Source organism: Vibrio sp. 10N.261.54.A5 (assembly GCF_041471145.1).
Taxonomy (GTDB): domain Bacteria; phylum Pseudomonadota; class Gammaproteobacteria; order Enterobacterales; family Vibrionaceae; genus Vibrio; species Vibrio crassostreae_C.
Genome location: NZ_JBFRNU010000069.1, coordinates 39,682 through 54,464, shown reverse-complemented (window position 1 = coordinate 54,464; position 14,783 = coordinate 39,682). Strand labels below are relative to the sequence as shown.

Sequence of the window (14,783 nt, the reverse complement as noted above, 5' to 3'; positions counted from 1 at the left end):
CGTTTGGCGCAAAGGTGTATGTACCATTACCGTTGTCGGTAAGGATACCGTCGCCACCATCGTAGGTCACACCTTCAACCGTTAGGTTATCACCTTCAATGTCAGTCGCACCTGTTAGTAGGTCTGCATCGGTGAATACAAGAGTTCCGTCTTCCTCGATTTCAAACGTTTTATCTTCAGGAACAGGCGCGTCATTAATCGGGCGTACCGTTAAATCAATTGCGCTGCTAATCGTTTCTTGGCCGTCACTGATGTCGAAAGTAAGGTCAAGTTCACCATTAAAATCAGCTGAAGGAACAACGGTGAAAGTACCATCACCATTGTCTTGAACTGTTGCATCATCACCAACTTGAACGTTAGAAGCAACAAGCTCGTCCCCATCTACATCACTTGCGTATTCGAGTAATTGTTCTTGAGTGAATGTTATGGAGCCATCTTCATCCATGATGTAAGCCAGATCTTGTTCAGCTTCTGGCGCATCATTTTCACTTTCCACTTTGATTTTAAACGTTTCGCTTACCGTTTCAGAATCAAAGTCATCCTCTACTTCGCTAATGGTCTCTTCGTCAGAAGCTTGAACATCAACTGCAAACGTCTCTTCTACTGTTTGTGAATCTAGCTCATCACCAACTTGTTGGTCACCCGACTCTGAAGATGTCGCACTCGGCGCTGCTGAAGTACGCGCAGCTTGGCCTTGTTCTTCATTACCTTCAGCGTCTACACCACCTGTCGCAGCCTCTGCGATATCACCACCTACAGCTTGTGCGCCCGCTCCAGCACCGCCACCACTGCCAGCAGCGTTATCCGAGCCAGCTTCAGAAGCGGCTCCACCAACTACATTGGATTGTGCAGCGTCTGAATCTCCATCACTTTCTGGCGTCTCTTCTTGCACAGCCGCACCAGAAGCAGAGGCATCTTCAGCATTACCTGCACCACTCGGATTTTCGTCTAAAGCCTGGTTAACTTCGTCTGCCGCATCCGCATTTTCAGCACCCGTCGCTATTGTCGACGCAATCGTGTTTTGTTGATTTTGTTGATTCTGCTGTTGGGAGGGCGTACCCGCGTCGTTCGTGTCCGTTTGTTCTACCGCGTCATTTAGATCTTCATTTTGGTTGTTTTGGTTATTTTGGTTATTTTCGCCTGCCATTACAGCCTCCGTTGCTACTAGCTAACTGATCGTATTTATAGAGGCATTAAAGGACATCATTTTGAAAAACCAATTTTTTATACAACATTTTTCATAATTTCTTTTTAAAGAGAAAGAATCAAAAAAAATTTGAAAACTGCCTTTAAAGATCCTTAGTTATTGTGATTAAAGCAATTAAGGCAGTGGAGCGATGATAGACATGACGAATTTGTTGCGCTCGGTCGACAACAACCACAAAGGGCTGCAATTGCTATTAGGCGACTTTTACAATGACTTTTCTGACGCAGCCCTAAATATAGAAGCGCTTCATAACGGTAATCATTTTGATGAACTCAATAGTTACTCAAAACGATTGAAGACCATCTTAACGTTGCTTTGCGACCAAGACCTTCCGCCAAAAATGGCCAAATTGGAACACTTGAGTAGACACGAGTTTCCTGCGCCGGAAGATCTAATAGAGGATGTAAAAACTGAATTGCACAACGTCAATCGACAAATCAACCACTTGTTGGATATTAAGGAAGTAATAGATGGCAAGTAACCGAGGTCAGTCATGAGCAATAACCAAATAGAACATCACCTCAGAAAAGCACTCGTTTCCAATAACGAGGCTTCTAAGGTCACAGCTGATGACACTATTGTGCTTGCTAGTGCCATGACCAGCGTTCACAAAACGTTGCTCATTATATTCTTGCTCGCTTTGGTCGCTATTGCGGTGGCGTCACAAGCACGTATCGATATTGTTGTTTCTGTACGTGGCGAACTGCTATTGGAATCGGATGTTGAGAAAGTTCAGCATTTAGAAGGCGGGATATTAGAAGAATTGTTAGTCAGAAAAGGGGAAGTCGTTTATGAGGGCCAACCTATCGCTCGAATACGCTCACTTGACCGTAACACTCAACTTGATACCGTCAATACTGAAATTATTCAGATAGAGCTCGATAAGATTCGTTATGAAAGCTTACGCGACATGATAGAGCCTAACTTCGACGCTTTCATTGAAAAATACCCTGAGCAAGTTCAGGTCAACATGAATACCTGGAGACAAGAATTCTCTAAAAACCGTTCAAATGAAGAACTCATTACACACGATATTAAGCACAAGAACTCGTTGATCAGTTCAATGTTAAAGCGTCGCAAAAGTTCAGAGAATCAACTCTCTCTGATACGTAAGCAGCTCAACATCAAAAACACCCTCTATAAAGAAGAGATGGCGTCTTATGTCGACGTTCTTAACATGAAAGTACAAGAGTCGAATATGGTGCGTGAGATTGAGAACCTTGACGAATCTGTGATGAATGAGCGTTTCCAACTCGACAAACTGGAAAAGCAACACCGTGACTTGGTTGAGAATCGAAACTCTGAGTACCAAGCACAAATCATTCAAGCGAACAAAGACCTCAAGCTAAAGCGAATCTTACAACCGCAGCATTCCGACAAAGTTGATCGCCTAGTCGTCTACTCGCCAGTCGATGGTGTGGTCGATAAACTTCACTTCAATTTCCGTTCTGCTGTGATTCCGCCAGGAGAAAGTATCGCCGATATTGCCCCAATAAATAATTCGTTACACGGTGAAGCGAAGATCCCACGTAAAGACATGGGATTTGTCGAAATTGGTCAGGCAGTGAAAGTAAAAATGGATACCTATAACTTTGCAAAATACGGGTTTGTTGAGGGAACCATCGCCTCAATCAGCCGTTCATCATACGAAGAAGAAGACGCTGAATTCTATTTAGCTGAGATTGAAATTGACCGAAACTTTCTTGAACGAGGAGGCACTCAATACAAGTTATCACCTTACATGGAGTTTACCGCTGATGTGAAAACAGGCTCGCGTCGCGTGATCGAATACGCTGCGAAACCGGTGATGTCAGCCATCGAGGATGCTTTCGATGAGAGATAATCAATGAGCGGTAAACCTTCGTACAATATTTCCATACCCGCCCTACGTCTAAGCATACTATTTAGCGTGGTATTGGCTGCGCTCGCTTTCTATTTATACTTTTCTTGGTCAAAAATAGATTCAGTCGCACAAGTGCAAAGCGCCCCACTGCTCATACAAGCCCAGAAGCTTAATCAGACCATAGAACAAGATATTCAAACTCTGCAACAGTGTTTAAGTACCAACACTTGCGGCACTAACCAATTCAACCTGGTTAACTTGAAGCTTGAAATTAATGAATTTCGCTCTTTAGCCTCGTTGAACAAAACCGAGTTCAGCTTGGTTGGGGCAACTGAATACACACAACTGGAATTGGCGATTAATCGTTTCTCCGATAGCGCAAAAACACGTAACGACGTATTAGGCTTGTACCTTTCATTGACCAATAACTATCTGCAGATGGACGACAACTATCGCACCATGTTTAACAACCATGCAAATGACTTAATGTCAGAAAAAAACGAGTTCTTTATCTGGTTGTTTATGGTGGTCGTGATATTGGCTGTGATTACGATTCTATCCAACTCAGTTGCTATGTTGAAGCTAAAGAAATCCAGTTCTAACGAACGCGAAATCGACTATGAATTCGATGCCCTGTATCAAGAGCTGAAGCAGCTAGATTTACAACGTCTTGAAGAGCTTCTTAATGAAGTTAGCATCAACCCCAAGCAGCGTCAGATTTACTCTCATCTCAAACTTATTTTCAGTAAATTAGAAGACCAAAAGCGCAATAACGATCTCTACAAACAGTTGTATGCGCTGATCGGTTATGAGATTCGCGGAATTACAAACACCATCAACGGTGGTGTCCAATATCTGGTTCAAGAAACCGATGAAAACGGCGTGTTGATGGCGAACGATATTACCTCTGCGTGTAGCACACTATCTGAGTTAGCAGAAAACTATAATCGCTTGATATCACAGGGTACGGAAAGCAAGTCGAAAGAGTTCTCTTTACTGAGCGTGTTATCTGAATTAATGATTCATATCAGTGCCAAAGTACAACGTAATGAAAGCCAACTTGACTGTTTTATCTCTGACAACTTACCGAATCGTGTTGCAGGCCAATCCACCAGCTTATTCTGGATACTGTTCCTTCAACTTTCTAACGCTATTCAACTCAAATCAAATAAGAAACTGTTTGTGACGATTGAATCGGGTGCGGCTTCTGACATGGAAAATACCCGTGTCACCATCAACCTCAACTTCTTATCAACGCTGGATGTCTCTGTTGCCAAGCTCAATAAACTCCATTGGAGCGCCCACAAAGACCATACAGCCAGCACAGATGACTTAGCGAAAAGCGTTCTGAAGGATTACGGATATTACGAGAGCCACTGGTTCCAGTCAGGGGCTCAGGAACGTTTTCAGATCGAGCTTGATCTTAAGGCTAAGAACTTCCACACAGAGAAAACTCGCTTTAATGGCAAGCGTTTACTCTTGTGTGCTAATACTCAAGTTCGCATCGATGTGATGAAGAAAATGCTCAGTAACTTGGGGCTTGATATCACCGAGATTCGCACTGCAAATGAGCTTTTCTCAGCGGCGAAAACGTTCGGTGATTACGATGCGATAATGTTGACCGATACCTTTGAACCCAACAAGCTGCCGTCGTTGAGCAAGACGGTGAAATCTCAGCTTAAGAACCACCCAAATACCAAGTTACTGTTGTCAGTGACCAACACTCAGCAAGCACAAGAGTGTCATAGCTTCGTCGACAAAATCATCAACGCTCCTGCTATCCCTTACGAGTTCATTCCAAACCTACTCACCATTATGGAAGCGGAAGCATCGGAAGAACAGATGGAAAACAGCTCATTCCTTATCGTAGAGGATGACCGAGTTCAACAAATTTTACTGAAACGAATCTTGACCAAACAAGAATATGAACCAGACATGGTTGGCGATGGCGCCGATGCCGTGAAGCACTTTATGAACAAGCGTTCTGACATCATCTTCATGGATTGCATCATGCCGGGTATGGGTGGCATCGAAGCCACAAAACGCATTCGCCAATTCGAACAAGAAAACGAGAAAAACCCTTGTACCATCATAGGTGCAACCGCATTGACCAGCAGTAACGAACACCAGGCTTGTATTGAGGCCGGAATGGATTACGTAATCAGCAAACCTTATAAAAGCGACCAAATCATCAAGGTGATCAACAAGTATGTGGCGGTACAAAAACTTAACTAGCAGCATCATAGCTGCGCTTACATTAAGCACGACACCTTCAGCATCGGCGACTACCCTGCTTGAGGCGGTAGAACTCGGTCTGCAGAACAGCCTTTCTCTTCGGGCGAGTGATAAAGGGGTCGAAGAGAACGAGTACAACATTGGTATCAGCCGCTCAAAATTTCTTCCTTCCCTCAATGGTGCTGCCGATACCACATGGAATGAAAATGAAACCTTGCTATCAAGTGTGCCTGATGAAACTTCAAGCTATAACTCGAACAGCTACAGCCTTTCCCTTTCTCAATCGATCTTCAATCTGGGCGATATTTTCAAATATGGGACGGCAAAGCTCGACTTCAACATTGAAGAGATTAAACACGAGAACAAAATCCAAAGCACTATTTCAGAAATCGGCTCTCAATACTTTGAGTATTTGAAAAACAACGCACAAATTAAAGCGACCAAGGTAGAGCTTAAGTCGTCTGAGACGCGTGAACATCAAATGCGACGCAATGTGGAACTCGGCAATACAGCCGCCAGTGAGCTTTACGAAGTGATTGCTCAGAAAGAAGGTGTGTCGAATCGATTGAGAACCTTGCAGAAAGACCGTCGCGTCATTCTCAACGGGCTATCGATTCAGATTCAATACCCTATCACTCCGTCTCAAGATATCTACGAAAGTGTGCCTTTAAAAGAGATAAACGAAACCGAACAACGATCAATCATGGATCAAGCGTTAAAGCTCAACAACGACTTGTTAGTGGCTAAGAAAAACGTCGAGAGAAGCCGCAGAAGCTTAAAAGAGAGCGGTTCGAACTTCTTACCGACCGTATCGCTTTCAGCCAGCTATCGACACGATGACGCCAATAACTTCGACAAAACCGACATTACAGCGACAGGCGAAAGTAACTCAACCAGTGTTGGGTTAAACCTAGCAGTTCCTATCTTGTCTGGTGGCTCTGATTACTACGGCTATCAAAAATCATCGACGGCCATCGAACGTACTGAGCTGCTTTACCAAGATTCGCTTTACACCACACGTAACAGTGTGAATACCTCCGTGCTCAACATTAACGATTTCTCGCAGTCTATAAGCAGTTACGAAAACATCATTCGCGCCAACTACGCGTCTTATAAAGGGATCCAAAGAGCCTACCAATTGGGCACGCGTACTATCACCGACTTGCTGGCGGCGGAAAGTAAACTATTCAGCGCCTTAAGAGACTACGAAAGCGCACGATACGACTACATCATCGAGACCATCAAGCTTGAGCAAATTAAGGGAATACTCTCAATTCAATCTATCGAAAGCGTGATGCAATTAATGAGCGATATTGAGGGACGAGACAATCAAGATTTGGTGCCTAAACATCTTCTCTCAACGGAGTCGTTGAGGAAAGGAGGTCGCAATGCAAACTGAGCAGTTTTCGCAAAAGATCAACATGGCAGATAAGTGTTATCTGACTTTCTCAACGATAATATCGACCCTGTTTGGTTTGGTACTGCCCTTCTCCATTCTGATCATTTTTGACCGAGTGTTACCCAACCAAGCACAAGATACTCTGTTCTTATTGTTCGCGATTATCTTGATTTCTATCTTCCTCGACTATCACTTAAAAAATCAGGAAGAGAAGATTTCCTCTGTCATCATGAGGCAGTTTGAGACCAACTTAACCAATAAGGTATTTCAATCCATCTGTTTGGCGGAAATCTCTAAGTTCCGACGTTTGGAGCCAGGCGAATACCTAGAACGAATCTCAACCATTCCTGAATTGAAAACCTTCTTTGGTGGCGAATCGGTTCGAGCGCTTATCAACCTTGCCGTCAGCGTGATCACTATCCTCATCATAGGACTCATCAACATATGGGCTGGCATTACCCTTCTGATTGCCTCTGTCATCTTGGCTATTTTTGCGTGGAGCCTTTCCAAACAAAAGATTGGTAGTTTGCAGAATAAGTCAGACATCGAAGGGTTAACTACCTCCAAAATCATTGAGATCATCTCTAGCCCGCTTGATATCAAAGCTCGAAATATGGAATACCGCGTTGAAAGCCTGATGACACAAATGGTCGAAGAGCGCGAAGTTGAGAACATCAAATATGAGCAGATTGAATCTAACTTCAGCCTAATATTGGCGCTCATCCAACAGCTTTCTATAGCTTGTGTTGTTGTGGTACTGGCAACGGCCGTTATCAATATGGAATCTAGCCAAGGCATCATGGCCGCGATCATCATGCTAACCAACCGTTATTTTGCGCCTTACCAACAAGTGATGCGCACCGCGAGCCGTTGGGAGTTAAACAAACTCCATATTCAGCGTATCGTTGACCTCCTTGAATTGGCCGCCTCTGTTGAACACCAACATGAAACAACAGAAGTAGAACGTATCTCGGTTAAGTATTCTGAAAAGCAGCGTATCGAGTTCGAACTCGGACAAGCCTATTTGCTGACAGGGAAAAGTGGTTCGGGTAAGACCCACCTCGCTAACTGTATTACGCGTCAGAACAGTGATAGCAAACTAGATATCATGATTAACGACACGCCTTTGGATGACGTCAATTACAACGTTTGGCGTAACAGTGTTCTGATGGTTGATAAGACCAGTTCGTTCGTAGAAGGGACGATTATCGATAACCTCACCTGTTTCCGCCCAAGCTTGAATAACACGGCGTTTGCACTGTGTGAAACCATGAACATCAAAGCTCAAATTGATGGGCTTCCTGCCGGTTTTTATACAGAACTCAAAGGCCATATGCGTAACCCATTCTCACGCCAAGTTGGCTACGCCCTATTATTAGTTCGCGCCCTGCTCGCCAGTAAGCGCGTATTGATATTTGATGACATCGACTGTGTGTTTGATGAGGAATTTGCACGAATGGTTCTCACCAGTACGGCTTATCGAGCCAACGACAAAATCTTGATCATCGCCAGTAATAAAATGGACAAGCTTAACCATCGCCTCAAACGCGTAAAACTTACCGGAGGTGACCAATGAGTATCTTAGTCGACTTCAATAATGTACCGCAACGTGTCTTGGATTTTGAATCCAGCGGATACGACGAACGTTACAGTCAATCGCCACTTATCCGCGGTTTGGCCTACACCTTGATAGCACTCGAATGGGAAGGCACACCCGCGATACTCAGCGATGCTTTTATTCCGAAACACAAAGACAGCGACAGCTTTACAGCAACCATAGAGCGTCTTGGGTATCGCTGTGATGTGACCAAATTAAAGACACTCGAGAATATAGATAAACACCCTCAGCCATGCTTTATTGAAATAGAGAATCTAAGTGCGATTTTCTTAGGCACCAAAGATGGAAAGTTGCTGCTGTTTGATTACACGAACAACAACACCATTGAATACCCAATGTGCAAAAAGCCCTGTTTGCTGATTGCGATTAGCGAATATTCTCGTCTGTTCCGCGAGCCACCTCCGGAATCGCAAGACAGAAGCAATTGGATTAAATACGCTTTCTATCGTTATAACAATGAACTTAAAAGCCTGATCATTCTCAGCTTCGTCATCAGTATTCTCGGTGCATTGCAGCCATTCTTTATTATGAGTGTATATAACTTCGCACTGACTTCGAGCTCCGAAGCCACACTCTATTGGCTAACCTTATTCGCCATTATTGTCGGCTTCTCTGAATACTTCTTTAAGAAAATGCGGGTCAATATCATTGCCACTTCCGGTAAAGACCTCGCCGTGCACATCTCGCAAGCCGTTATATCTAAATTGCTTTGGCTACCCTATGCGATGACATCTACTGCTGGGGTCTCTTCTCAGCTAGCACGTTTGAAAGATATCGATACCTTCCGACGCTTGGTGACCGCAGAATCAACGCTTAGCTATTTTGATATGCCGTTTGTGATTGTATTTATCATCGCCATTGCTCTGATGTCTGGTACAGCGGCATTGGTGGTGATGGGCGGCTTAATACTGATGTTAGTGTTCTGTATTTACTCGCGCTATATCTACTCGCAAGCCACATCCAAAAGTTCGCGTGCCAATGCGATGGTTTCGTATCAATGGAATGAAATTCTTCGTGGTATCAAGACTATCCAAGGCCTGCCTTTACTTCGTGTCGTTCAATCTCGATTCAGCGCATCGCATATGCAAAGCACCAGCGATGCAGAGAACGTTGCCGTAACGAACAGTAAGATTCAGGCCGCTGGCGGTAGTTTGATCCAAGTGATTGGCACAGCAAGTATCGTGACTGCAGTTATTGGCGTGATGGAAGGTACTTCTGATGCGGGTGCCATGCTCGCGACCGTTATTCTGGTTTGGAAAGCGTTAGGCCCAATCATGGGTATCTATAACTCAATTTCCAAGTTCCAGTCGATCAAAGCTTCGTCCGCACAGATCAACAATTTAATGTCGATGAATGACGACAAATTAACCTTAGAGAAAAGCCCGCCTATTCGCCTGTTCCAAGGCAGCATCGTGGGCAGCGGTGTCAGTCACCGATACGCGGGAGCAGCAACCGGCTTAACTAACTTGGGGTTCAAAATCCCACCCAGTGCAAAAGTGGTCATTTGTGGCCCAACGGGCTGCGGCAAAACCACCTTAATTTCAATCATTGCTGGGTTAGAAGACCGCTATCAAGGCGCAGTCTCTGTCGATGGTTACAACATTAAACAGTTCAATAGCTACCGTTATCGCACCTCGATTAACTACATCCCTTTTAATTTGCATATTTTTGAAGGCTCACTCGAGACCAACTTCATTCTACACAACGGGCTGATTCCAACAGACAAGATGCAAGAGATGGTGAGCTTCTTCGAGTTAGATGAATGGCTTCCGGAAGGCTTAGCTACTCAGTTAAGCGTGGATAAATGCAAAAGTCTCCCGAATGGAATTCAACAAAAATTGCGTCTGGCACTCGGCTTAGGTAACTGTGAGCAATCTCTGATTATTATTGATGAGCCATTCAATGGTGCAGAAAATGAAAATGCGCAGTACTTTAACCGCCTGTTCTCCGATAAATTGTTGAATAAGACCGTGATTTTTTCGACTAACGACCCTGGTTTGATCGCAACATCAAACATGAGTTTAGTGTTAGAGCCGGATGGAAATTTGAAATATTTTGGCTTAACAGACAAATACTTAAACAGCTTAAGCTAAAACCTCAACGCTTAATCACAATTCGCTATTTAGGGAAATGGATATAATTGACAAATTCATAAGCGAGAGGGATGATTCGCCCCAATACCACAGGTAACAAGGAAGAATATGTACACATTCGTTGCAGACAAGCTTGATGTAGCTTACTTATCCGCAATTCCTGAAAACCACCAACTTCAGGAGTGCGATGTACCTGAAGAAGAGATGGAGCTTCGAGAGATCGTTGAGGTTTGGTATGAGTCTGCCTTCCTACCCGCTTTCAATCTTCAGAAAATAGACATTGAGAACAAAGCAGAGCTCACCATCGTACAAATGCACGTATTCAGCAATGATACGAGCACACTCGCCTTCCTACTAAAAAACAGAGTGTATCGCGCCGCACTTAACAGAATGCTCGGTATTTGGACATTAGAACCCTCTGCAAAAACCGTATTAGAGCAACTTCTTTTCGAATTAAGCCTCGATAACAATCGTCCTCATTAGTAAGCTTTTTAAGTGATTCATCAATAAGCATAAAATTAAACAAACTGCCAAACGCTATAAATTACTAATAAAAGAACGCATTTCAAAATAAGCTCTGGAATCACAAGAACTTATACCTCTCCCACACTTACGTAAAATTTACCGTTTCAAAGTTTCCATATCGGCATTTTTATTCTACTGTTTTTATATAACGACAGTTGGATGGATCCTTATATGGCGATTACGGTTTGGAATAACCTTTCAGTCAAACATAAACTCTTTGGCTTAGTTCTACTTCCCATTTCATTATTACTCTTCCTAGCAGGTAGACAGGCTTATATATTAACGACTCAGTTAACCGATTTTGAACGAACCAATCAGTTATCTGTCTATCTTCAAGATATTTCTATTTTGTATAGAAGTACCTTAGCCTCTAGCCCTGAAGAGTTTGCTACTCAAAGCAACCAAGTAAAGGCAGAACTTAAAAACCTGTCTCCCATCATTTTTTTAGACGCATCTGGTGAAATGAATCAACTTGTTGCCGATTTCAGCGAAGCGACCTTATCGACGATGCAAGTGACTGACACTTACGATAAATTGGATGCCCTCGAATGGCAGAGCGATTTATACAAGCAACTGTTACTTGAAGTAGAGAAAGTCCCTTTTGAAAACACTAAACGTGAAATTCAACAGCACCTCACTGCCCTTCAACAACTTGAGTGGTTGATGTTTTGGTCGAACGAAGAGTTCAAGCTTGGTAGTTCACTGATTGAGATCTTCCAAATCAGCCAAGAGTACGACCCAGAACTCGCCGAACAGATCAAAACCTTGAGTGAAAGACAGCAATTGTTCTTAGAGCGCTTTGTTTCATTGAACGCCAACGAACATCAAGTTTCTTTGATGGTTGAAGTGTTTCGAAATGATGTGTTTGCTCAAAGCCAAGAGATAAGAAGCGCGCTACTCGACCTAAATACAATCAGCCAACTGACGCCACAAGAAGTGTCTGTCGGCTTAGAAGCGATGAGCGCACGGCTCAACTTATTACAAAGCCTTGGCGGCGTAATCAAGCAAGAGTTTCAACAAGAAGTTGAGCAAGCCATCTATGACGCGCAAATACAACGAACCCTGTTTATTTCAATCGTCGCTTTGCTGGCAGCGATTGTTATGGGTTTAACTCTTAGCTTGGCGAGACAAGTCACTAACAACCTTAATTTGGTGTTAGCTTTCTTAAAAAGCGAAAATGATGACACGCGCCCTTCTTTAGATAAATTAATCCAAGGTAAAGATGAACTCAGTCTGTTTGCTCAGCAAGTTGAACGATTGACCATCGAACGAGAGCTCGCGAAAGAGAGATTGACGGTAGCAAAAGAAGACGCAGAGAGAGCCAAAGAGGATGCCGAACACGCGAAAGACAACGCAATACAAGCCAGCAAAGCAAAAAGTAGCTTCTTGGCCAACATGTCTCATGAAATTCGCACCCCGCTCAATGGTGTTATTGGTATTTCGGAAATCCTCGCAGATACGCCGCTTACACCGACACAACGTGACTATGTTGATACGATCGAAACTTCATCCCAACTGCTCCTTAGCTTAATCAACGATATCTTAGACTTCTCTAAAATTGAGTCTGGCATGCTATTAATCAGCCCGCATTCTGCATCGATTAGAGAGTCGATATACGACATCGCCTCTATTGTGGCACCAAAAGCGAAAGAACAAAGAATATCGATTAACGTTGATATCAGCCCAGATACACCAGCACGCGTGATGATAGACGATCACCGTTTAAGACAGATCTTGATGAACTTTATGTCGAATGCGGTGAAGTTTACGGCTGAAGGTGGCGTCACATTATCAATTCAAACGCTCAACAAAGCAGATAACAATGCCACTATTCGATTTGCTGTACGAGACACGGGTATTGGTATCGATTCACTGCAACAAAAACAGATATTTGAACCGTTCGCTCAAGAAGACGATTCAACCACACGTCAATTTGGTGGTACTGGTCTTGGTCTAGCCATCAGTACACAGTTGGTAGAGCTGATGGGTGGTCAAATTCAACTCGACTCCGTCAAAGGTGAAGGAAGCTGTTTCTACTTCGACTTGGTATTGCCTGTTGACTTGATACTGCCAAAACCAAGTACAGCAACGGCTGATATTTATGTGCTGGGTAACGAAAACATGCTCTCCGAGCGAATCGAGTCCGACCTTAACCTTTATGGTTTGAAGGTTACCGATAAAACGAATGATATAACGGCAATTACAGAGCAGCTCTCCACTCAAAAACACACTAAACCTATTACTGTTGTTTTCGCCGAAGATGACGCATTCCTAGCTAATACCCACGCAGATAACTTAGAAAAGCTGCACCAAAACGGCATCACTATCTGTTTGATACGCTCCTTCTTAAGTGAGCCAGCGGATCTTGGTGACAGCGTTACTGCACAAGTCGCACAGCCCCTACTCGGCTTGCGTTTAATTAAAGCTATTGAGCTTTGTGATACACGAGGTTTGGCGGAACTATCAGAAGCAAGCCAGACATCAGTCGAGATCCAACACAAAATCCTCATCGTTGAAGACAACAAGATCAACCAAAAAATTGCTGGTCTTCATGTCGGTAAAAGTGGTTTTGAATTCGAGTTCGCTAATAATGGTCAAGAAGCTGTGGACATGTTCACCGCTAATCCTCATTACGCGGTGATACTCATGGACTGCATGATGCCGGTTATGGATGGCTTTGATGCAACAAGCAACATCCGAAGAATTGAAAAAGAAACAGAAGCGACGCGACGCATCCCTATCATTGCATTGACCGCCAGTGTCATCGATGACGATATTCAGAGGTGTTTCGACGTTGGTATGGATGACTATGTACCAAAACCATTCAAGTTCGAAATGCTTAAAGAGAAAGTACTCACCGCGGTAGAAGCTATGCCACTACCAGCTTCCTATAAAGCTCAACCTAAGAAACAACCTGCAACTGTCACTCCAATTATCAACGGGGCTGCGACCAAACGTACTTTGCCTGAAGAAGCGGAACAAAACGCAATTCCGAGCAAATCAGAGAGAATCTTGCTAGTCGAAGACAACCGCGTCAATCAAAAAGTAGCTTCTATCATGCTGAAGAAGGCCGGATATGCCTTTGAAATTGCAGACAACGGACAAATTGCCGTTGATATGTACCAGAACGACAGTAGCTTCGACATTATTTTGATGGATTGCATGATGCCTGTTATGGACGGTTTCACGGCAACTAAGGAGATTCGAGAACACGAGAAAAACCAAGGCTTAAGCAAAACTCCTATTATCGCGTTAACCGCTAGTGTTATCGATGATGATATTCAAAAGTGCTTTGATTCCGGAATGGATGGATACGTAGCGAAGCCCGTAAGAAAAGAAAAGCTATTCCATCAAATAGAAAGTGCGACTTGTTAGGAGATACCTCATGGATTGGATTAGAACAATAAAAACACTTCCCCGCAGAGTCATGTTGCCAGTCGCGGTAGGGCTATTAGGAAGCTTGCTTTTTCTAAGCCCTGCTCACGCCGCTGAAGATTATGCCATATTTTCTTTAGACTCCGGATTTGAAGAGATATCAATAAACAAAGCGCGAAAGCTCTATAGAGGGAAAACTAAGCACCTCAATGGCAAACGTGTTGAACTGTCTGATTGGCCTGAGAACAGTGCCGAAAGAGAGGACTTTTATCAGCTTTTGCTTGGAAAAAATGCCGCTCAAATGAATGCACACTGGGCTGGTTTATCTTTTTCAGGAAAAGCGCGTTATCCAAGAGAAATCAAAACGGCGTCAACCGACAGCTTAGTCGACTGGCTTGATGACAAACCAAACCGTATTGGTTACTCCCCACTCTCTTCGGTTCCTCAAAATGCCAACGTTCTCTACGTTATAAGTTCGGAGAAATAAT

Annotated in this window: 10 protein-coding genes; 9 read left to right on the top strand and 1 reads right to left on the bottom strand. The window is 43.6% G+C overall.

Going from position 1 to position 14,783, the window contains the following annotated elements; all coding sequences use genetic code 11:
* The coding region (locus tag AB4329_RS20040) for a cadherin-like domain-containing protein (protein WP_372139112.1) at positions 1-1,147 on the bottom strand (1,147 nt) is incomplete at its 3' end.
* A gap of 190 nt (positions 1,148-1,337) precedes the next feature.
* Between AB4329_RS20040 and AB4329_RS20035 the strand changes: the two genes are divergently transcribed.
* The 9 genes from AB4329_RS20035 (at position 1,338) to AB4329_RS19995 (ending at position 14,782) form a co-directional block, all read left to right on the top strand.
* On the top strand, positions 1,338-1,688 hold the full coding sequence (locus AB4329_RS20035) for a hypothetical protein (RefSeq protein WP_017060458.1): 351 nt from the start codon (positions 1,338-1,340) through the stop codon (positions 1,686-1,688).
* Between the two features lie 12 nt (positions 1,689-1,700).
* Complete coding sequence (locus AB4329_RS20030) at positions 1,701-3,050, top strand: HlyD family type I secretion periplasmic adaptor subunit (RefSeq protein ID WP_017060459.1); 1,350 nt, start codon at positions 1,701-1,703, stop codon at positions 3,048-3,050.
* 3 nt (positions 3,051-3,053) lie between these two features.
* Complete coding sequence (locus AB4329_RS20025) at positions 3,054-5,285, top strand: response regulator (protein WP_372139110.1); 2,232 nt, start codon at positions 3,054-3,056, stop codon at positions 5,283-5,285.
* On the top strand, positions 5,260-6,684 hold the full coding sequence (locus tag AB4329_RS20020) for a TolC family protein (protein WP_017064679.1): 1,425 nt from the start codon (positions 5,260-5,262) through the stop codon (positions 6,682-6,684). The genes AB4329_RS20025 and AB4329_RS20020 overlap by 26 nt, the downstream gene beginning before the upstream one ends.
* Entirely contained in the window at positions 6,674-8,260 is a 1,587-nt protein-coding gene (locus tag AB4329_RS20015; protein WP_017060462.1) for an ABC transporter transmembrane domain-containing protein, read from the top strand. Before AB4329_RS20020 ends, AB4329_RS20015 begins: the two co-directional genes overlap by 11 nt.
* On the top strand, positions 8,257-10,395 hold the full coding sequence (locus tag AB4329_RS20010) for an ATP-binding cassette domain-containing protein (protein WP_017067905.1): 2,139 nt from the start codon (positions 8,257-8,259) through the stop codon (positions 10,393-10,395). The genes AB4329_RS20015 and AB4329_RS20010 overlap by 4 nt, the downstream gene beginning before the upstream one ends.
* A gap of 108 nt (positions 10,396-10,503) precedes the next feature.
* Positions 10,504-10,878: a hypothetical protein gene (locus AB4329_RS20005; RefSeq protein ID WP_017060464.1), complete on the top strand. Its 375-nt coding sequence runs from the start codon at positions 10,504-10,506 to the stop codon at positions 10,876-10,878.
* A 213-nt stretch (positions 10,879-11,091) separates the two neighbouring features.
* Positions 11,092-14,295 carry a response regulator gene (locus tag AB4329_RS20000; RefSeq protein ID WP_372133322.1) on the top strand — a complete coding sequence of 1,068 codons (3,204 nt, stop codon included), beginning with the start codon at positions 11,092-11,094 and terminating at the stop codon, positions 14,293-14,295.
* A 10-nt stretch (positions 14,296-14,305) separates the two neighbouring features.
* Positions 14,306-14,782: a hypothetical protein gene (locus AB4329_RS19995; protein ID WP_017060466.1), complete on the top strand. Its 477-nt coding sequence runs from the start codon at positions 14,306-14,308 to the stop codon at positions 14,780-14,782.
* Position 14,783: the final 1 nt, after the last annotated feature.